The 19,327-nt window shown below is 47.6% G+C and carries 18 protein-coding genes and 1 other RNA gene; 12 read left to right on the top strand and 7 right to left on the bottom strand.

Annotation, left to right across the window (positions count from 1 at the left end; all coding sequences use genetic code 11):
- From glnT to QCB44_RS06000, 7 genes are all read left to right on the top strand, one after another.
- The gene (gene glnT, locus QCB44_RS06030) at positions 1-1,332 is read left to right on the top strand and encodes a type III glutamate--ammonia ligase (RefSeq protein ID WP_279408614.1); all 1,332 of its coding nucleotides are present in this window, start codon (positions 1-3) and stop codon (positions 1,330-1,332) included.
- A gap of 11 nt (positions 1,333-1,343) precedes the next feature.
- Positions 1,344-2,243 (top strand): glutamine amidotransferase family protein, encoded by a 900-nt coding sequence (locus tag QCB44_RS06025; protein ID WP_279408612.1) that lies wholly within the window; start codon positions 1,344-1,346, stop codon positions 2,241-2,243.
- Positions 2,244-2,262: 19 nt separating this feature from the next.
- The gene (locus QCB44_RS06020) at positions 2,263-2,946 is read left to right on the top strand and encodes a protein glxC (protein ID WP_279408611.1); all 684 of its coding nucleotides are present in this window, start codon (positions 2,263-2,265) and stop codon (positions 2,944-2,946) included.
- Between the two features lie 21 nt (positions 2,947-2,967).
- Entirely contained in the window at positions 2,968-4,290 is a 1,323-nt protein-coding gene (locus QCB44_RS06015) for an FMN-binding glutamate synthase family protein (protein ID WP_279408609.1), read from the top strand.
- Between the two features lie 247 nt (positions 4,291-4,537).
- Complete coding sequence (locus QCB44_RS06010) at positions 4,538-6,607, top strand: methyl-accepting chemotaxis protein (protein ID WP_279408607.1); 2,070 nt, start codon at positions 4,538-4,540, stop codon at positions 6,605-6,607.
- 141 nt (positions 6,608-6,748) lie between these two features.
- The gene (locus QCB44_RS06005; protein ID WP_279408606.1) at positions 6,749-7,432 is read left to right on the top strand and encodes a type 1 glutamine amidotransferase; all 684 of its coding nucleotides are present in this window, start codon (positions 6,749-6,751) and stop codon (positions 7,430-7,432) included.
- An 11-nt stretch (positions 7,433-7,443) separates the two neighbouring features.
- Positions 7,444-7,884, top strand: a complete 441-nt coding sequence (locus QCB44_RS06000) for a GNAT family N-acetyltransferase (protein ID WP_279408604.1) — start codon at positions 7,444-7,446, stop codon at positions 7,882-7,884.
- 82 nt (positions 7,885-7,966) lie between these two features.
- On the opposite strand, the gene QCB44_RS05995 is transcribed toward QCB44_RS06000, so the two are convergent.
- The 5 genes from QCB44_RS05995 to QCB44_RS05975 all read right to left on the bottom strand — a co-directional run bounded on the left by QCB44_RS05995 (position 7,967) and on the right by QCB44_RS05975 (position 11,728).
- Positions 7,967-9,217, bottom strand: a complete 1,251-nt coding sequence (locus QCB44_RS05995) for an ammonium transporter (RefSeq protein ID WP_279408602.1) — start codon at positions 9,215-9,217, stop codon at positions 7,967-7,969.
- Between the two features lie 22 nt (positions 9,218-9,239).
- On the bottom strand, positions 9,240-9,578 hold the full coding sequence (locus tag QCB44_RS05990) for a P-II family nitrogen regulator (protein WP_279408599.1): 339 nt from the start codon (positions 9,576-9,578) through the stop codon (positions 9,240-9,242).
- A gap of 225 nt (positions 9,579-9,803) precedes the next feature.
- Positions 9,804-10,400, bottom strand: a complete 597-nt coding sequence (locus QCB44_RS05985) for a helix-turn-helix domain-containing protein (protein ID WP_279408596.1) — start codon at positions 10,398-10,400, stop codon at positions 9,804-9,806.
- Between the two features lie 142 nt (positions 10,401-10,542).
- Positions 10,543-10,776, bottom strand: coding sequence for a (2Fe-2S)-binding protein (locus QCB44_RS05980; RefSeq protein ID WP_279408595.1), 234 nt, complete (start codon positions 10,774-10,776; stop codon positions 10,543-10,545).
- Positions 10,777-10,801: 25 nt separating this feature from the next.
- On the bottom strand, positions 10,802-11,728 hold the full coding sequence (locus QCB44_RS05975) for a LysR family transcriptional regulator (protein WP_279408593.1): 927 nt from the start codon (positions 11,726-11,728) through the stop codon (positions 10,802-10,804).
- 218 nt (positions 11,729-11,946) lie between these two features.
- On the opposite strand from QCB44_RS05975, the gene QCB44_RS05970 reads away from it, so the two are divergent.
- The 5 genes from QCB44_RS05970 to QCB44_RS05950 all read left to right on the top strand — a co-directional run bounded on the left by QCB44_RS05970 (position 11,947) and on the right by QCB44_RS05950 (position 18,060).
- Complete coding sequence (locus tag QCB44_RS05970) at positions 11,947-13,365, top strand: form I ribulose bisphosphate carboxylase large subunit (protein WP_279408591.1); 1,419 nt, start codon at positions 11,947-11,949, stop codon at positions 13,363-13,365.
- A gap of 22 nt (positions 13,366-13,387) precedes the next feature.
- Positions 13,388-13,738, top strand: coding sequence for a ribulose bisphosphate carboxylase small subunit (locus QCB44_RS05965; RefSeq protein ID WP_279408588.1), 351 nt, complete (start codon positions 13,388-13,390; stop codon positions 13,736-13,738).
- A 290-nt stretch (positions 13,739-14,028) separates the two neighbouring features.
- Entirely contained in the window at positions 14,029-14,847 is an 819-nt protein-coding gene (locus QCB44_RS05960) for a CbbQ/NirQ/NorQ/GpvN family protein (RefSeq protein ID WP_279408587.1), read from the top strand.
- A gap of 119 nt (positions 14,848-14,966) precedes the next feature.
- Positions 14,967-17,300, top strand: a complete 2,334-nt coding sequence (locus QCB44_RS05955; protein ID WP_279408586.1) for a VWA domain-containing protein — start codon at positions 14,967-14,969, stop codon at positions 17,298-17,300.
- Between the two features lie 223 nt (positions 17,301-17,523).
- The gene (locus tag QCB44_RS05950) at positions 17,524-18,060 is read left to right on the top strand and encodes a hypothetical protein (protein ID WP_279408583.1); all 537 of its coding nucleotides are present in this window, start codon (positions 17,524-17,526) and stop codon (positions 18,058-18,060) included.
- 159 nt (positions 18,061-18,219) lie between these two features.
- Here QCB44_RS05950 and ssrA read toward each other — a convergent pair.
- Positions 18,220-18,574: a transfer-messenger RNA gene (gene ssrA / locus QCB44_RS05945) on the bottom strand.
- 239 nt (positions 18,575-18,813) lie between these two features.
- On the bottom strand, positions 18,814-19,296 hold the full coding sequence (gene smpB / locus QCB44_RS05940) for an SsrA-binding protein SmpB (RefSeq protein ID WP_279408581.1): 483 nt from the start codon (positions 19,294-19,296) through the stop codon (positions 18,814-18,816).
- Between the last annotated feature and the right edge of the window lie 31 nt (positions 19,297-19,327).

The raw sequence follows: 19,327 nt of genomic DNA, 5'->3' as shown, positions 1-19,327 counted from the left end.
ATGACCTTGGAAGAAGCAAAACAGTTTCTCAAAGAGAACGACGTTAAGTTCATCTTGGCCCAGTTTGTCGATATTCACGGTGTCGCCAAAACCAAATCGGTTCCGGCACATTGTTTGGAAGATGTGGTGGAAAGCGGTGCCGGGTTTGCCGGATTTGCCGTGTGGGGATTAGGGCTTGAACCGCATGAAGCCGACTATATGGCCAGAGGGGATTTGAGCACGCTGAGTCTGGTGCCTTGGCAGAAAGGGTATGCCCGAATCGCCTGTACCGGTTATGTCAATGATGAACCCTATGAGTTTGATTCGCGTCACATTATGCTCCAGCAGATTGAACGCCTGTCTGAAAAGGGTTGGACCTTGAATACCGGGATTGAGCCGGAGTTTAGCCTGTTGAAACGCAGTGACGGCAAACTGGTGCCTTATGACGACACCGACACCTTGGATAAGCCCTGTTACGACTACAAGGGATTGTCACGCTCACGCGCGTTTTTGGAAAAGTTTGTCGATTCGCTGCAGCAGGTCGGATTTGATGTTTACCAGATTGACCATGAAGACGCCAACGGCCAATTTGAGATTAACTACACCTACACCGATGCCAAAACCTCGGCAGATCGTATCACCTTTGTGCGAATGGCCGGCAGTGAAATCGCCAATGAGATGGGGTTGACCTGTTCGTTTATGCCGAAACCGAATCCGAACCGAACCGGTAACGGTTTCCACTTCCACCTTTCGGTTTGCGACCAAGCGGGCAATAACCTGTTTGGTGACGATGCCGATCCCAATAACCTCGGCCTGTCGGAAATGGCTTACCACTTCCTGGGCGGATTGATGCATCACGCCAAAGCGTTGTGTGCTTTTGCCGCGCCGTCGGTGAACTCCTACAAGCGTCTGGTGGTTGGGCGTTCATTATCCGGTGCTACCTGGGCGCCAGCCTTTATCAGCTATGGCGACAACAACCGAACGGCGATGGTTCGAGTGCCATACGGGCGCCTGGAATTCCGTCTTCCCGATGCGGGATGCAATCCTTACCTGGTCACGGCTGCGATTATTGCCGCCGGCCTGGACGGAATTGAGAAAACAATGAATCCGGGTGAACCGCGTAATTTAAATCACTACAAACTGTCGTTTGACGAACTGAAAGAGTTGGGCATCGATACCTTGCCGCAATCGCTTTCAGAGGCGATAAACGAGCTGGAAAACAGCACGCTCTTCCACGAACAGTTCGGCGAGAAATTCGTCAAAGAGTTCATCGAGATCAAACGCATGGAGTGGGTGGAGTACCAGCGACATGTTTCTGACTGGGAAGTGGATCGTTACGCCGAATATTTTTAAGGAGAAATCGTATGTGCGGAATTGTGGGCCTTTATTTGAAAAATGATGCGCTGCAAGATCAGTTGGGTGCGTTGTTCGAACCGATGTTGATTGCGATGACCGATCGCGGTCCGGACAGTGCTGGCTTTGCCATTTACGGGGATGAAGTCGGTGAGGACATGGTGAAGCTGACCTTGCAGCACGAAGATCCTCATTACCACTGGCATGAATTGGCCGGTCAGCTGGAAGAAGCATTTGATGCCTCTGTGTCGGTACTCCATAACGCCAATGCCGCGGTGTTTAAGATCAACGCCGACGAAGCCGGCGTGCGCGGCTTCATTACCGATCAAGCGCCTGACGTGAAAATCATGAGTGTTGGCCATTCGATTGAGATTTTAAAGTCGATTGGTCTACCGGAAGAGATTGCGGGCAAATTCAATCTGAAGGGAATGAAAGGCTCGCACATCATCGGCCATACGCGTATGGCAACAGAAAGTGGCGTGACCATGGAGGGATCACATCCGTTTTCAACCGGCATGGATTTGTGTCTGGTGCACAACGGCTCTCTCTCCAACCACAACCGTCTGCGTGAAGAGTTGAAGAAAAAAGGCATTGTCTTTGAGACGGAAAACGACTCCGAAGTGGCCGCCGGTTATCTGACCCATCGCCTGCAGTCCGGAGACAGCGTGGAAGAAGCTCTGACGGCCGCACTTGATGATTTGGACGGCTTCTTTACTTTCACTATCGGCACGCGTAACGGCTTTGCGGTGATTCGCGACCCGATCGCCTGCAAGCCGGCGGTGATTGCGGAAACCGACGACTATGTCGCCATGTCGTCCGAATACCATGCGTTAACGACCTTGCCGGGTATTGAACAAGCCAATTTGTGGGAGCCTGATCCGGGAAAAGTCTATTTCTGGGGACGTGATTAAGGGGTTGAGGTAAGAGGGAATGACGATGAAATTTGATTTGAAACAACAGACGGTAAGAGAGTTAAATCAAGCCTTGCACGATTTACCAAAGGACGCAACGGACGAAATTAACGTGGATAACCTGATGGGTGAACATAATGTCGCCGTGGGTCTGGATCAGCCGATTAGCGTGAATCTGAACGGACATGCCGGTTATTACTGCGCCGGGATGAACCAGAAAGCCGAAGTGGTTATCAACGGTAATGCCGGTCAGGGTGTGGCGGAGAACATGATGTCCGGTAAGGTGCATGTAAAGGGAAATGCCAGTCAATCCGCCGGAGCAACCGCTCATGGCGGCCTGCTGGTGATTGATGGCGATGCCGCGGCACGTTGCGGCATTTCCATGAAAGGGGTCGATATTGTCGTCAAAGGCTCGGTCGGCCACATGAGTGCCTTTATGGGACAGTCCGGGTGTTTGGTTGTGTGCGGCGATGCCGGTGAAGCCCTCGGGGACTCGCTGTATGAAGTGCATATTTATGTCAAAGGCCGTGTGGAATCTTTAGGAGCGGACTGCGTCAAAAAAGAGATGCGTGCGGAGCACCTGGAAGAGTTGAGTCAGCTTTTAAAAGAAGCAGGCTGTGAGGATGATCCGGCTGAATTTACCCGCTACGGATCAGCCCGTCAGCTCTATACATTCAAAGTTGATAATGCATCAGCGTACTAAGTTAAGCAGAAGGAATCGGTTATGAGTGAGAAACAGCCAGGATTAATTGAGTCGGCCACGTTCAGTCGCGATGTCATCAACGAAATTCAACGGGCGGCGGATACCGGAATTTACGACATTAGAGGGTTCGGCGCCAAGCGCAAAGTTCCGCATTTTGACGACCTGTTGTTTTTGGGGGCGAGTATGTCGCGCTACCCTCTGGAGGGGTATCGTGAGAAGTGCGGTACCGACGTGACTTTGGGCACGCGTTTTGCCAAGAACCCGATCAAACTGGATACGGTAGTGACTATTGCCGGGATGAGTTTCGGTGCTTTGTCGGCCAATGCCAAAGAAGCTTTGGGACGCGGCGCGAATATGGCCGGAACCTCAACTACGACCGGAGACGGCGGAATGACTCCGGAAGAGCGTAAAACCTCCAAAACTCTGGTCTATCAATATTTACCCTCTCGCTACGGTATGAACCCGGACGATTTACGTAAAGCGGATGCGATTGAAGTGGTTTTGGGGCAAGGTGCCAAACCCGGCGGCGGCGGTATGTTGCTGGGGCAGAAAATCACCGACCGTGTGGCCAAAATGCGCGACTTGCCAAAAGGTATTGATCAGCGCAGTGCCTGCCGTCATCCGGACTGGACCGGGCCGGATGATCTGGCCATCAAGATTCAGGAACTGAGAGAGATCACTGACTGGAATGTGCCAATTTACGTCAAGATCGGCGCGACCCGTACTTACTATGATGTCAAACTGGCAGTGAAAGCCGGGGCGGACGTGATCGTACTGGATGGTATGCAAGGCGGTACTGCGGCGACGCAGGACGTTTTTATCGAACATGTGGGGATTCCAACGATGGCGGCGATTCCTCAGGCGGTACGTGCCTTGCAAGAGATGGATATGCATCGCAAAGTGCAGCTGATCGTCTCCGGTGGGATTCGCAGCGGGGCCGATGTGGCCAAGTGTATGGCGCTGGGCGCCGATGCGGTCGCCATTGGAACGGCGGCGCTGATTGCATTGGGTTGTAATCATCCCAAGTGGGATGAAGAGTATCAAAAGATCGGTTCTGCCGCGGGGTATTACGACGATTATCACGAAGGTAAATGTCCGGCGGGGATCTCTACCCAAGATCCGGAGCTGGCTGCAAGGTTGGATCCGGAGCTGGCCGGACGCCGTCTCGCCAATTATTTGAATGTATTGACCATGGAAGCGCAAACGCTGGCGAGAGCGTGTGGAAAATCCCATCTGCATAACTTGGAACCGGAAGATTTGGTGGCATTGAATGTGGAAGCGGCGGCGATGGCCGGTGTACCGCTTGCCGGAACCGATTGGATTCCGGGCAGACATTCTTATTGATTTTTTAATTTCTGATTTCATCAGGCCTGATCAGTTTCAGCTCAGGCTTGCTTGTTCTGCAAACTTACCAGGCCTGTTCCATTTTGACAGGCCTGTTTTTTATCGCACCAAAGTGAATCAGTTATTTTAATTTTTCTTAAATAAAACAATAGGAAAGACGCTATTTGCTTTATTTTTAAAGACTTTTCAGATTCAGAATAGCCTTTGCTATTAGTTGGAAAAGAAATAAATTTTATTGAGGGTGAAAATGCAGCTTGCGATTTTAGGTGTCATAGTCATCAATCTACTGGTCGTCGGCGGTGCACTGCTCTGGGAGAAAAGTGCGCAAATGCCGATCGATAGCGGGGGGCTGATGGCTGCGATCGTTTTGACCTCTTTGGCTTCGGTGGTGTTTTTTTATACTCGTCTGCTTCGAGTCCATCAGGCTGCTGTTCAACAGTATTTGGCCGAGGGTACTCTACCGGAAACGTTTCCAGAAGGGGTGAAGAGAGAGTTGGAGTCGCTTTTACGTGAGCAAAAACCACACACAGAGGTGTTTGATGCATTATGGCTGGCGATGAAGCAGGAGAGTGAGCGCCGCATTCATGAGCTTGATCAAGCGGTTCCCGATGAATTCAAAGAGAAGTTGGCGGAGTCCATTCGTCAAAATAAACAGGCACGCAAGGTGATCAAGCAGGTGGTCGGTGCGATTCAAGACGGAGACTTTGGTGGCCAATTAACTTTAGCCAAAGCGACGGATGACATTGCGCAGGCGCAGCAAGTGGTGGCTGAGATGGCGCAAGCGTTATTGGAGTCTCGTCGTCAGGGCGCTTCACGAAAAGAAGCGTTGCAGCTTATTCATGGCAAACTGCAAGACCATCCAAACTTTCTGGCCTGTTGGAGCGGTTGGGAACCCGGCGCATTTGATGGCAAAGACGAGCAGTTTAAGAGCGTTGATTGGCATGATTCAACGGGCAGATTTATGCCTTTCTGGGGGCGTGGAGAAAACGGTCAGCTGGCTCTGGAGCCTTTGGTGGATTACGAAGTGCCCGGTTTGGGGGACTTTTATCTTAAACCGCTGCAAACGCAACAGCCACAAGTGGTGGATCCGTATATGTATCCGGTCGGGGACCAAGAGTTCTTGATCACCAGCGTGGTCACACCGATTATCGATCAAGGAAAAGTCGTGGGTGTGGCCGGTATTGATATTTCTTTGTCCAAGCATTTGGATGCTTTGTCAATTGGCTTGAGTGAAGAGGAGGCTGAAACGGTCAGACAGGGGGTCGCGTCGATGTTGACTATTAAAAGTGCGTTGGCAGCGGTGACTAGGGTGATGTTCTTTATGGCGAACGGACAATTTTCATATCGGGTTGAAGAGGCGTTACCGGGTGACTTGTCTGACCTTAAAGGGGCGGTCAATGACAGTGCTTCTTCACTGGATGGCGCCTTTAAAGAGATTAATCAGGTGATGGAGGCCTTTTCCCAAGGCGATATGACACAAACCATTCTTGGAGCCTACCAGGGAGATCTGGAGCGTTTGAAGGCGGGGATTAATCAAGCCATGCAAAACCTCAGGGGGTTGCTGGCGCAAACGGCGGACACCAGTCGCATTGTGGTTCAGAACATGGGAGCTTTGGGTAAAGACAATGAGAATCTTAATGGGCGAACCCAGCAGCAAGCGGCCTCGCTGGAGCAAACGGCTGCAAGTATGGAGGAACTGGCAAACACCATCCGCAATACCTCTCATGAATCCAACACGGCCATGGAGCTTGGGCAGGTAGTCAAAGATCACATCGTTAAAGGCAGTGACATTGTGAATCAATCGCGTGAAGCGATGGGGCAAATCAATGAGGCCAGTCGCAAAATTGAAGGCATTGTGGAATTGATGGAAGGGATTTCGTTCCAAACCAATCTGTTGGCTCTGAATGCCTCGGTTGAATCAGCGCGCGCTGGAGAGCATGGTAGAGGGTTTGCCGTGGTAGCCGGAGAAGTCAGAAATTTGGCCATGAGAGCCGCAGAGTCTTCCGGTGAGATTCGCCAGCTGGTCGAGCAAAATTTGGCCTTGGTGAGTCATGGTGAAAGCCTTTCTCAAGATTCGACCAAGGCCTTGGAAGACATTAACGACAATATGGATAAACTGATCGAGATTGTTTCAACCATTCGCTCTGCAGCGGAAGAAGAGATCACCAGTATTGAGCACGTTAACCAGGCGATTGCGCAGCTCGATCAGTTTACCCAAGAGAATGCGGCCTTATCGGACCAGTCTAATCAGTTAACGCACTCGGTGATCGAGCGTGCAAACGAGTTACAAAAGAATATGGAAGCGATTCGGTTGTAGCGTTTTTATGTGAGGACGTCGTTAAGCCCATCCTGGGGCAGGTTTTGAAGTTTTCTAGCGTCAATGAGACTGGTCTCATTGGCGTTTTGCATTTTTTGGTAATGTTATTTTTAATTAATACAACAACTTGGAGTTTTAAACGTGAAAGTTCTGGTGTTTCAACACGAGCCTAATGAGGGTATTGGTAATATGGCGTCTTGGATGGCATCGCATCAGGCTGATCTGACCTATGTGAAGCTATTTGAGCCAAATCCGGAGTTTCCGCCTGTCAAGGAGTTCGACCTGGTGATTGTCTTGGGCGGTCTGATGAGCGTTAATGACGAAGACGATTATGCTTGGCTCAAAACGGAGAAAAGTTGCCTGGCAGAAGTGGTTGAAGATGGAATCCCTTTGCTGGGGATTTGTTTGGGGGCGCAAATGATTGCCAATGTGTTGGGCGCGGATGTGGTTCAGGGCGAGCATCAGGAGATCGGCTGGTATCCGGTGGACAATGTATCCAATGGTCAAGGTATTCAGATCACGTTGTCTAAGCCCGTGTTTCACTGGCATGGCGAAACCTTTTATCTGCCCGAAGGTGCGATCCGACTAATGAGCAGTCGCGCCTGTGAAAATCAGGCCTTTCAGCTGGGAGATAAGATTATTGGTCTGCAATATCATTTAGAGGTGATTCCAGAGACCATTGATCATTGGCTAAAGGATGTTGACGGTAAGCTCCCAGAAGGCCCTTATATTCAGTCTGTTGAAGAGTTACAGAAAACGCCGGCAGCTTTTTATGAAGATTCACAGAAGGCGATGGAGCGTTTATTGGATTATCTGGTTTCTTAAGGAGAAGATGTATGGTTCGGGTCGCCACAGTGGAAGATTTGGAAGCTCTGATGCCGCTGTTAATCTCCCTGTTTACCCAAGAGGTGGAATTTCAGCCTAATAGGGCACTACATGAAAAGGCGTTGGCTGAAATTCTTGCCGATGAACGCATAGGTCATCTTTTTGTGGTAGAGCATGAAGGCAAGATAGTGGGGATGGTGAGCGCACTCTACACGGTCTCCACGGCACTGGGGGGTGAGGTAGCGTTGATTGAAGATATGGTCGTTGATCAGGCCTATAGAGGAAAGCAGTTAGGTTCCGAGTTGCTCAGTTTTGCACTGGAATTTATTAAGCAAAAAGGGTGTTTGAGGGCAACGCTATTAACCGATTCAGACAATGTAGGTGCGCAGAAGTTTTATGCGCGTCACGGTTTTGAAACTTCGTCTATGATGCCATTAAGAAAACGGATGTAAGTTATCTTTTTTGAGGCTTTTAAAATAAAAAAACCGCATCATTGGATGCGGTTTTTTTGAGAAAAGTTTGGATAAGTTCGAATTATTTTTGATCGAACTCAGGGTAGGCTTCCATACCACACTCTTTCATATCCATACCTTCCAACTCTTCTTCTTTGGTTGGACGTAGTCCCATTGTTTTATCCAAGATGAATAGAACAATCAGGGAAGCGATAAACATCCATGCAAAGGTGGCCACGGTTCCAACCAACTGGCCGAAGAATGTTGCATCTGAGTTGCTGAACAAGACAGCGAAGATACCCCAGATACCGACAGTACCGTGTACAGAGATGGCACCAACTGGGTCATCCAGTTTTAGTTTGTCCAGGAATACCACTGAAAGCACCACGATGATTCCACCCACGGCACCGATAAACAGAGCCAGACCAGGCGTTGGCGCAAGCGGTTCTGCAGTAATCGCAACCAGACCAGCTAGGGCACCGTTGATGACCATGGTCAAATCCGTTTTACCGAACATGAAGCGACCTAAAAGTGCAGCCGCAATCATACCGGCCGCTGCCGCGGCGTTGGTGTTGACGAAGATAGCAGCAACAGCGTTAGATTCATCAACGTTAGAAACCATCAGTTCAGAACCACCGTTGAAACCAAACCATCCCATCCACAGGATGAACATACCTAGGGTGGCCATTGGTAGGTTTGCACCTGGAATAGCGTTGACTTTTCCATTCTCACCGTATTTACCGAGACGTGGACCAACCATAATAACTGCGGCTAAAGCAGCAGAGGCACCGGCCATGTGAACCACAACAGAACCTGCAAAGTCTTGGAAGCCAAGCTGATCTAACCAGCCTCCGCCCCATTTCCAGTAACCTTCCATTGGGTAGATAACAGCAGTCATAACAACGGCAAATACCAGGAATGGCCATAGTTTCATACGTTCGGCAATCGCCCCTGAAACGATAGACATGGTAGCCGCAGCAAATACCGCTTGGAAGATGAAGTCTGACATGCCTGAGTAGTAAGGTGCATCATCACCACCGGCAATAACCGCGTCAACTGTGTTGTCCGCCCCCAGGAAGAAGCTTAGGTTTGGCAGATAAGCGCTAATAGGATCGCCAGGGTACATGATGTTGTAACCAACAATCAGGTACATCGTGCAGGCCACACTGTAAAGCAGTGCGTTTTTGGTTAGGATTTCAACTGTGTTTTTGCTACGGACAAGACCCGCTTCCAGCATAGCAAAACCAGCCGCCATCCACATGACGAGGACGGCACTGACTAGAAAATAAAAAGTATCCAATGCATAGGATAATTGTAGAATGTTTCCTTCCATGATTTACTCCGTGTTGATAAAGCTAAATGGCGCTATCACCCGTTTCAGAGGTTCGAACTCTCACGACTTCCTCTAACGGTAAGATAAAGATTTTTCCTGCACCGATTTTTTCGCTTTTGGCTCCTCCGATTATGCACTGTACGATGTCATCAACTTGATCATCTGAAGCAGCGATTTCGATCATTATTTTAGGAACGTAAGAAATTTCATACTCGGTTCCTCTATAGGTTTCTGTGTGACCTTTCTGACGACCATAACCCTTAACTTCAGTTGCTGTCATGCCGAATTCCCCAAGTTCAGATAGGGCTTCCCGGACGTTATCAAGTGCATAAGGGTTGATGATCGCTTGAATTATTTTCATGTTGCGACCCCCACGTTTTAATTTAGAAAAGAATAAGGAGCCAAATCACCTTAAAACGAAAAAGTGATTTGGCCGTATTGGTATGGAACAAATACCGATTACCAAGGAAAGATAGTTTAATGCCAGTAATTTTTTTTTATTTTAAAACAATAGGATGGGGGTGTTTAATGTCGAAAGGGTCGGGTATTTGGGCGATTTCGTTAATGAATGAGTGCACCGAATGATCTATGTTGGTGCATTTTCTCCGTAGACGATGACATTGAGAAAACGGATCGGTACCTGAATAAGTTCTTCCGGGCCGTGTGAGATTTGCGCGTTATAGGTCAAAGAGTCTCCCGGCTTCATATGGTAGGTCTGTTTGCCGTGGCGATAAATCATTTCACCTTCCAGTAAATACATGAAAACGTAGCCTTCATGTGAGAAGGAGGGAAAGATTTCACTTTGGTTGTCGAGAGAGATCAAGAAGGGCTCAAAGCGTTTTTTCGGCCCGTTGTCATAGGCCAATAGGTGGTAAGTATGTCCAACCTTGGTGCCGCGTCGAACAACTTCCAAGCGCTCGTCGGCTTTTATGTGTTGCGCCCCACCTTCCTCAGTATCAAATTCTTTAAAAAAAGCGGAAATGGGGATGCCTAGGGCTTTAGATACTTTCAGCAAAGAATCTAGGCTTGGCGAGACTTGGCCGTTTTCAATTTTGCTGAGCATGCCTCGACTGATACCGGATTGTTCGGATACTTCAGCAATCGTCAAACCTTGTTTTTTTCTGACTGTGTTGATGGTTTTGCCAATATATACATCTAGGCTGTGATGTTCTTTTTCAGTCATGTGTTCGTTCTCGATACTGTGTCTGAATAAATTATATACCACATCGTATGGGATCGTCCCCGGGCAAACGGTTATCGTTTCTTGTTTATTAATATTTGTTATACATGAAAGGGAGGCGGTTTAGATAGAAAGGTGTATGGCGTCAACTGTCATGTTCTGGCACCAAGCATTCTAATAGGTCTTCAATCTGGCGTCGGCAACAGCCGTTGCCATCTGAAGCATAGGTTTTGGCGCGTACTTTTTCCAGGGTGTCCGCACCTTCCGTGATGGCTTTAATTACATTGATTTTAGGCACTTCGTTGCAAACGCAAAGGTTGCGTTCTAAGTTGCGCTTTAGAATTTCGGGCAGCAAGTTTAAGGCTTCGTCTACAGTCATTAAGTGTATGAGGCTATATTGTTGGTTAGCGGGTGTCGGACATGGCTAACAGTTTATTGATATCCACCGTTTGTAAAAACTCGAGGAAAGCAGCGGCCGGTGGGAGCAGGGCACGGTCCTGGCCTTTGGCTACATACCAGTCTCGGCTAAGTGGAAAGCCTTGTACATCCAAGGTTTCAATATAGCCGAACTTGGTTTCAATGCGAATGGCATGTTTTGGCAGTACCGAAATCCCTAGGCCAGCCATTACCGCTTGTTTAATCGATTCAGTACTTCCTAGCTCCATAAAAGGCTCGATTTCGATGTCCTCTTTATGAAACAGTTCTTCAATCGCCATTCGGCTTCCTGAACCTTTTTCTCGAATCAAGAAGGGTTCATCGGCCAGCTGTTTGAGGGGAATATTTTTCTGCCTGGAGAGCGGGTGTTTAGGTGGGGCAGCAACGACCAGCTCACTTTTAAAAAATGGATAGGCCTCCATCTTCAGTTCTTCCGGCACGCGACCCATAACGGAAAGGTCGTATTGATTGGTTTTCAGTTCATCGATAATGCGGCGGCGATTGATTACCGTAATTCTGGGAACTACACCCGGATAGCGGTTTAAAAACGATTTCAAAATATAGGGCATGAAATACTTGGCCGGGGTCACTACCGCGAGTACCAGCTCACCTTCGACCTTTTCCTGTTGCGCTCTAATATGGGTGGTCAGTTCGCGTAATTCACCTAAAATTTTTTCACAACTTTTATACATCTCTTTGCCGGGGCGAGTTAGGAAGAGTTTTTTTCCCACCACCTCGATCAGCTTAATATCGTTGTTTTCCTCTAACCTTTTGATTTGAATAGAAACAGCAGGTTGGGTTAGGTTGAGTTCTTCGGCTGCTTTGGTGAAGCTTTTGTGGCGAGCTACGGCCTCAAAAATGCGAATTTGTTGTGCGGTGATGTGTAAGTTTTGCATTTTTTTCTGAACTCGGCAAAAATTAAGTTGTTGTTATTTAAGGTTATTTTGTTTTTGAATAAACAAATGTATATAAATTGTATTACAAACCGTGTGAGATTCCATAGATTCTTTGACCTAAGATACAAACCACTGAAGGCAAGCAAGGATTTTTTTCGGTCCTTAGCAGATTGCTAATTCAGACTCATTTTTACTATCAATCTACAAAGAGGTAAAAGATGGCTAAGACTTATAATGCCGGTGTAAAAGAATACCGCGAAACATATTGGATGCCAGATTACGAGCCTAAAGATTCTGACTTTTTGGCGTGTTTTAAAGTTGTTCCACAGGAAGGTGTTCCTCGTGAAGAGTGTGCGGCTGCGGTAGCGGCTGAGTCTTCAACAGGTACGTGGACTACTGTATGGACTGACTTGTTGACTGACCTTGACTACTACAAAGGTCGTGCTTACAGAATCGAAGACGTTCCAGGTGACGACTCTGCATTCTACGCATTCATCGCTTATCCACTAGACCTGTTCGAAGAAGGTTCAATCGTTTCTGTTATGACTTCTTTGGTAGGTAACGTATTCGGATTCAAGGCATTGCGTTCTTGCCGTCTTGAAGATATCCGTTTCCCACTAGCCTACGTAACAACTTGTGGTGGACCTCCACATGGTATCCAAGTTGAGCGTGACAAAATGGATAAGTACGGTCGTCCAATGCTAGGTTGTACTATCAAGCCTAAGCTAGGTCTATCTGCTAAAAACTACGGTCGTGCAGTTTATGAGTGTCTGCGTGGTGGTCTTGACTTCACTAAGGATGATGAAAACGTTACTTCTCAGCCATTCATGCGCTGGAGAGATCGCTTCATGTTCTGTCAAGAAGCGATCGAGAAAGCTGAAGCAGAAACTGGTGAGCGTAAAGGTCACTACCTAAACGTTACTGCTGGTACTCCAGAAGAAATGTACGAGCGTGCTGAGTTCGCTAAAGAGATCGGTACTCCGATCATCATGCACGACTTCTTGACTGGTGGTTTCACAGCGAACACTGGTTTGGCTAACTACTGCCGTAAGAACGGTCTATTACTTCACATTCACCGCGCGATGCACGGTGTAATCGACCGTAACCCAATGCACGGTATCCACTTCCGCGTCTTGGCTAAAGCATTGCGTCTATCTGGTGGTGATCACCTGCACTCAGGTACCGTTGTTGGTAAGCTTGAAGGTGACCGTGAAGCAACTCTAGGTTGGATCGACATCATGCGTGATAGCTTCATCCCAGAGAACCGTGATCGTGGAATCATGTTCGACCAAGACTTCGGTCACTTGCCAGGTGTTATCCCAGTTGCTTCTGGTGGTATCCACGTATGGCACATGCCTGCTCTTGTTAACATCTTTGGTGATGACTCTGTACTTCAGTTCGGTGGTGGTACTCTAGGTCACCCATGGGGTAACGCTGCGGGTGCGGCTGCTAACCGTGTTGCTTTGGAAGCGTGTGTACAAGCACGTAACGAAGGTAAAGAAGTTGAGAAAGTTGGTAAAGAAGTGCTGACTGAAGCGGCTAAACACAGCCCAGAGCTTAAGATCGCAATGGAAACTTGGAAAGAAATCAAGTTCGAATTCGATACTGTTGACAAGCTTGACGTTAAGCATAAGTAATTTGAATTTAGGAGAAATATAAATGAGTATTCAAGATTACCCATCACGCCTTTCTGATCCTAAGTCACGTAAGGCTGAGACTTTCTCTTACCTGCCAAAGATGACTGACGAGCAAATCAAAGCTCAGGTTGAGTACATCATCAGCAAAGGTTGGAACCCTGCTATCGAGCACACTGAGCCAGAGAACGCTTTCGGTTACTACTGGTATATGTGGAAGCTTCCAATGTTCGGTGAAACTTCTGCTGACGCGGTATTGGAAGAAGTAAACGCTTGTATCAAAGCCAACCCAAACAACCACGTTCGTTTGATTGGTTATGACAACTTCGCACAATCTCAAGGTGCGAACATGTTGGTCAAGCGCGGCGATATCTAATATTGCCTAAGGTTGCGCAGCGGTTCCCCGACTGCTGTGCACCTAACCGAATTTTTAAATGAGGGGATTCAATTGAGAATTTCCCTTGTTTATAAGCCCGTTTACTTGGGCAGACCCTTACCTCCTGCCCGGGTAAAAACGGTCAACCGGCCCCGAAACCGGTTGGCCTTTTTTATATACGAATCGGTGACGTTTAGTAAATGAACCGTTCGATATAACAAATAAATTTAGACTTGCTGATTTGACTGATAAGTCGGCAACTCTAAGTGACTTTAAAATGGAGAAATCTGATGTCTGAAATCAACGCTCTTGATCCACAACAATATCTGATTAAAGAAGAACCTTTTTACCGTCCGGTAGCGGATGAAGTTGAGCTGTTTGAATCGGGCTACGCTTCACGCATGCCGATCATGCTTAAAGGGCCAACAGGGTGTGGTAAATCACGTTTTGTTGAGTACATGGCACACAAACTTGGCAAGCCGTTAATCACCGTAGCGTGTAACGAAGATATGACGGCATCGGATTTGGTTGGTCGTTACCTGATCGACATCAACGGGACTCGCTGGCAGGATGGTCCTTTGACGGTCGCAGCACGTATCGGTGCGATCTGTTACCTGGATGAGGTGGTTGAAGCCCGCCAAGATACGACGGTTGTGATTCACCCGTTGACCGACCACCGTCGCGTATTGCCTTTGGATAAGAAAGGTGAATTGGTTGAAGCGCACCCTGACTTCCAGTTGGTTATCTCTTATAACCCTGGTTACCAGTCAATGATGAAAGACCTGAAACAATCGACTAAACAACGTTTTGGTGGGTTCAAGTTTGACTATCCTGAAGAAGCGGTAGAAGCGGATATCGTTGCCAAAGAAGCCGGAATCGATAAAGGTATTGCTGAGAAACTGGTGCAAATCGCGCAACGCTCTCGTAACCTGAAAGGGCATGGACTGGATGAAGGGATTTCAACGCGTCTATTGGTTTACGCAGGACAGCTAATCAATAAAGGTGTTGATCCTAAGAAAGCCTGTACGATGGCTCTGATCACTCCACTGACAGATGATGATGACATTCTGGATACTCTATTGACTACAGTGGATACTTTCTTCGAGTAATAGCTTGATGACCACACGCTTTTGGCAGCATGGTTTTGTTCCTTGAAAACGAAACCTAACAGGCCAGTTCTAAAGGGTGGAGGCAATGCAAACTATTACCTAACATAAGAGAAAGCACTATGAGTTTTGATCTAGAAGAAGTAAAAGCTTCCTTGTATGAAAGCGTACCTCAGCTTGAGGAGATGCTGGACTCACTGATTCAAGAAGCCTCTCATTACATGAACGAGGCGACGCGTGAGACTTGGCTGCAAAATGCGCAGGGGATTGCTTATCTGGGCAAAGGGCAGCAGGTAGTTATCAGTTATCTGGAAGCCGTGCCGCAAGTGATTTCTAAAGTCGAAGATGAAATTCTGGATGATATTCTGGAAACCATCATGAAGCTTTCCTCGGTGACGTCCGGTGAAGTGGTCGCTTTGATGCTGGATTCTTTACCGTTGATCGCTGAAAGAACGCAAGACATTGATCTGCTGAGACAATATTTGGCGCTGATTTATCAGATCGGTTCCAAAACGCCGCGCGGTCTGCGTCCGATGTTGAATATCATTGACGATTTGATGTCTAAGCTGACGGTATCCGGTCTGCGTCGCTGGGCGCAATGGGGGGCACAGGCGCATGCGCGTAATTTTGAAGCGCAGCTCAAGTATTTCGCACTGGAATCAGAAGATTCCAAGGCAGTTTTTCAGCAGCAGCGTAAAGGCTCTCTGTTTATTGATCACCACCGTTCGATCAACTTCTATCTGCGTGCGTTTTGGGCAAGAGATTTCTTTATTCGTCCAGCAGCGGCGGATCATGATGACTTTAAGCCTTATTTTGAAAAAATGGCCCTGCACCTTCCGGATGCCCTAAATGATTTGGGTGACATCAAAGGGGTGGATTTGTACCGTGCCATGGCGGCTCACCTGGCTTCGCATATTGCTTACACCAAAGATGCGATTTCCATGGAACAGTTGAACCCTCAGCAGATGTTCTTTATTGAATTGATTGAGGATGCGCGTGTTGAATATAACGCCATTAAGAACTTCCCTGGATTGAAGAACCTGTGGATGAAAGTGATTCGTGCGAGTATGGAAGAGCGTGAGTTGGATCCGCGTTCCACGGCCGCGCGCTTGGAGCAATTGGCACTGGCGCTAATGGATCCAGAGTTCGAACTCGACGATCCACAAATGGAAGTGGTGGCAGAGCGCTTCCATAGCCAGATTGAAGACAACCTGGATAATGAAAAGTGGTCTTGGGATTTAGGGATTTTGTTGTACAACGTTCTTAACCAAGCTACCAGCAAGTGGGAATCGTTAACGGAGATCAGCCGTCTGCGTTTTGCCTACCGCGATGACAACCGTCTGGTGTGGGCCTCCGAAGAGTGGGCCGAAATGGATGGCGGCGGAAGCGGTTATAAAGAAACCGTGCGTAAATACGTGTCGGTGATGGAGATGATCAATGAGATCGACTCCGAAATGGTGGACGTTGACCATGATGAAGTTTGGGTGTTGGGCTCTGAGTTCTTCCCGTACGAAGACAACGGTATTTCCTATAACGAAATGGAAGGGGTGGAACCGATTTCCGATCCGTTCCACTACCATGAGTGGGATTACCGTGTGCAGTTGCACCGTCCGAACTGGGTAACGCTTTACGAGCATCGTGCCAAGAAAGGCGACCCGGAAATTTACGATCGTATTTTGGAAGCCAATAAAGGGATTGCGCACCGTATCAAACAGATTGTCGATAAGCTTCAGGCGGTTGGTCTGCAACGAATTCGACGTCTGGAAGATGGTGACGAACTGGATCTGAACGCCTGTGTGGAAGCGATTACCGACATTCGCATGGGGCAAGAGCCGGATCCGCGTATTACCATGAAGAATGTGATCCGTACCCGAGAAGTATCGGTGGTGATTCTGCTTGATTTGTCAGAATCGACCAATGAGTTTGTGGGTGGAGAAGAGAAAACCATTCTTGAGGTGACCCAGGAAGCCGCGATTCTGGTCTCGCATGCCATTAACGGTATCGGTGACCAGTTTGCAGTGCACGGCTTCTCGTCTGACGGACGTCATGACGTGCAGTACACACGCTTCAAACAGTTTGATGAACCGTTTGATGCCGATGTACATGCTAAATTGGCAGGGATGCAGGGCGGACTGTCCACGCGTATGGGGGCAGCCATGCGTCATGCCGGTCATTATCTGGAACATCAGTCCAGTAAACAGAAATTGTTGTTGGTGATTACCGATGGTGAGCCGGCAGATATTGATGAAAAAGATGGTCAATACCTCAAACAAGATGCCAAAAAAGCAGTCGAAGAGCTGCAATCCAAAGGCATTTACTCTTACTGTTTGACCATTGACCAGTATGCCGACAAGTACGTGCAGAACATTTTCGGTCAGAACCGTTACGCGATTGTAGATGATGTGATGCGTCTGCCGGAAAAACTGCCGACCCTGTTTGCAAACTTAACCACTTAATTGGCATTGTAAGTCTCAAAGGCGTGTTCATAAAACTGAGCAGGCCTGCTTTAATCCCTGGTGGAGTTTTCCACTGGGGATTTTTTTATTTTTAGAACGTCATTGTCCTATTGCGGTTTAGGTATCGTAATACTAACGGTAATGATGTGTATAAAAGAAACCTATGATTTCAATTTTCAGAATCGGCTACTATAAGCACACTGAAAATTAGGAGCGCACATAAATGAATGTTGAAACCTATAAACAAGCATTAAACGAGCTGTCAAACGACGATTATCAGGCCATCTTGGAAGACGATGCCGCGTTGGTTGTTTTTCAAGATAAGGCTTTGACGCTTGGTAAACCCGATGAAGCGTATGTGATTTATGAATTGGGTGACGACCAATTCGATAGTGTAGATGCGCTCAAAGCCCATTTGCTTGAGCAGGCAGAAGAAATGCTGCAAGAGTATTATCAGTACAACCCGCTGAGCAAGATGTTTTTTAATCAGTCTTTGATGGATCTCATCAATGAAAATGACGAAAACGCCTTTGTTTCCATGCCAGGCCAAGAGGCAAAATTAAAACTGTTTTGCGAGAATGGCAAATTGGTTGCGGAAGGCCCTGAAAGCCCACGTTTTAAGTATGGCTTTAACCTGCACCTCAAAGAAAAAATGTTGCCGCAAGCGATCAGCAATAAAGTGAAAAACTGGGTTCAGTCCGGCACGGCTTATGAAGAATACATCAGTGTCAACGTCTGCCGTTTCAGTTGCATTGAATAAAACAATACCAAGCGATTTTTCGAGCATGATTTTAAGCGGTTCGGGTTGCGCTCGGATCGCTTTTTTTATGTTAGAAAAACAGTCTGATTTATGAGGGTAAATTAAAGCGTTCACTATGATCTGAAATACAGAAGATAGTGTGCGTTTAATCGGCTAATTTGGTGGAGGTGGGCGGAATCGAACCGCCGTCCGGAAAGCATCCATCTAAAACTCTACATGTTTATTTGGTCTATTGATTTAACCGATTGCTGCCCGACCAGCAGGGATCACAACCGACGAGTTTGTAAAGTTTAATATCAAGCACCCAAACACGTACTCAATACGATCCTATGTAAGTCGATACAGCGGCAGGGGCCATAGGCAACGGGCCTGTGCTGCACCAGCGGGATTAAGCCGCTAGAGCGTAGTTATCGTCGTTTGCAACTATAACTAAATGAACTAAGATTTACGTGCATCGCTCAGGCACGACATGCATTTTAAACTTCAGTCTCCCCGTCGAAACCAGTACACCCCCGAATCGGGTATGTGTCGATTGACGTGACTCGAAACGAACATCAGGCCTGTTCAATATTAACGGCCGTGATGGTTTCAAGTCGTGAGAAACCTTTATTTAGAATAAAAAGGTTTCCAAATTGTCAAAGAGCGTTTAGCGCGATGAGCGTTTTTTCAATTCCGATCATCGGCTGAGTATTATATAGGGTTTGCCAAATTGTTTTTCAAGTTTCAATCTAACAAATTTGAATCTGACAAAATTTAACGCGCCATTTTCAGAATACGCTGCTTGTCACGATTCCATTCGCGTTCTTTTTCGGTGGCGCGTTTGTCGTGCTGCTTTTTACCTTTGGCCAGACCGATGTCGCATTTCACTTTACCGTTTTTGCTCCAGTGCATGTCCAGCGGGACGATGGTGTAACCTCCGCGATCTACCTGTCCCATCAAACGATCCAGTTCACGGCGGTGCAGAAGCAGTTTGCGCAGGCGAAGCGGGTCGTGTTCGCTATGGCTTGATGCGGTAATTAAAGGCGTAATCTGGGCACCAAACAACCAAGCTTCATTATCTTTGAGTAGGATATAGCTCTCTTTGATATTCACCTTGCCGGCGCGGATGCTTTTAATTTCCCAGCCTTGCAGGGACAAGCCCGCTTCGTGGACTTCTTCAATAAAATAATCGTGGCGCGCTTTTTTGTTTTGCGCGATTTGATTGGAGGTGTCCTTTTTAGTCTTTTTCTTGGCCATAAACGATCTGACGACCTGTTATCAATGGATT

Source organism: Thiomicrorhabdus sp. zzn3, from assembly GCF_029767755.1.
In the GTDB taxonomy this organism is placed as follows: Bacteria; Pseudomonadota; Gammaproteobacteria; order Thiomicrospirales; family Thiomicrospiraceae; genus Thiomicrorhabdus.
This window is presented reverse-complemented; position numbering and strand designations above follow the sequence as displayed.

Coding starts and splice junctions, on each gene's coding strand:
- glnT (WP_279408614.1), top strand. CDS start 1: ATGACCTTGGAAGAAGCAAAACAGTTTCTCAAAGAGAACGACGTTAAG.
- QCB44_RS06025 (WP_279408612.1), top strand. CDS start 1,344: ATGTGCGGAATTGTGGGCCTTTATTTGAAAAATGATGCGCTGCAAGAT.
- QCB44_RS06020 (WP_279408611.1), top strand. CDS start 2,263: ATGACGATGAAATTTGATTTGAAACAACAGACGGTAAGAGAGTTAAAT.
- QCB44_RS06015 (WP_279408609.1), top strand. CDS start 2,968: ATGAGTGAGAAACAGCCAGGATTAATTGAGTCGGCCACGTTCAGTCGC.
- QCB44_RS06010 (WP_279408607.1), top strand. CDS start 4,538: ATGCAGCTTGCGATTTTAGGTGTCATAGTCATCAATCTACTGGTCGTC.
- QCB44_RS06000 (WP_279408604.1), top strand. CDS start 7,444: ATGGTTCGGGTCGCCACAGTGGAAGATTTGGAAGCTCTGATGCCGCTG.
- QCB44_RS05995 (WP_279408602.1), bottom strand. CDS start 9,217: ATGGAAGGAAACATTCTACAATTATCCTATGCATTGGATACTTTTTAT.
- QCB44_RS05990 (WP_279408599.1), bottom strand. CDS start 9,578: ATGAAAATAATTCAAGCGATCATCAACCCTTATGCACTTGATAACGTC.
- QCB44_RS05985 (WP_279408596.1), bottom strand. CDS start 10,400: ATGACTGAAAAAGAACATCACAGCCTAGATGTATATATTGGCAAAACC.
- QCB44_RS05980 (WP_279408595.1), bottom strand. CDS start 10,776: ATGACTGTAGACGAAGCCTTAAACTTGCTGCCCGAAATTCTAAAGCGC.
- QCB44_RS05975 (WP_279408593.1), bottom strand. CDS start 11,728: ATGCAAAACTTACACATCACCGCACAACAAATTCGCATTTTTGAGGCC.
- QCB44_RS05970 (WP_279408591.1), top strand. CDS start 11,947: ATGGCTAAGACTTATAATGCCGGTGTAAAAGAATACCGCGAAACATAT.
- QCB44_RS05965 (WP_279408588.1), top strand. CDS start 13,388: ATGAGTATTCAAGATTACCCATCACGCCTTTCTGATCCTAAGTCACGT.
- QCB44_RS05960 (WP_279408587.1), top strand. CDS start 14,029: ATGTCTGAAATCAACGCTCTTGATCCACAACAATATCTGATTAAAGAA.
- QCB44_RS05955 (WP_279408586.1), top strand. CDS start 14,967: ATGAGTTTTGATCTAGAAGAAGTAAAAGCTTCCTTGTATGAAAGCGTA.
- QCB44_RS05950 (WP_279408583.1), top strand. CDS start 17,524: ATGAATGTTGAAACCTATAAACAAGCATTAAACGAGCTGTCAAACGAC.
- smpB (WP_279408581.1), bottom strand. CDS start 19,296: ATGGCCAAGAAAAAGACTAAAAAGGACACCTCCAATCAAATCGCGCAA.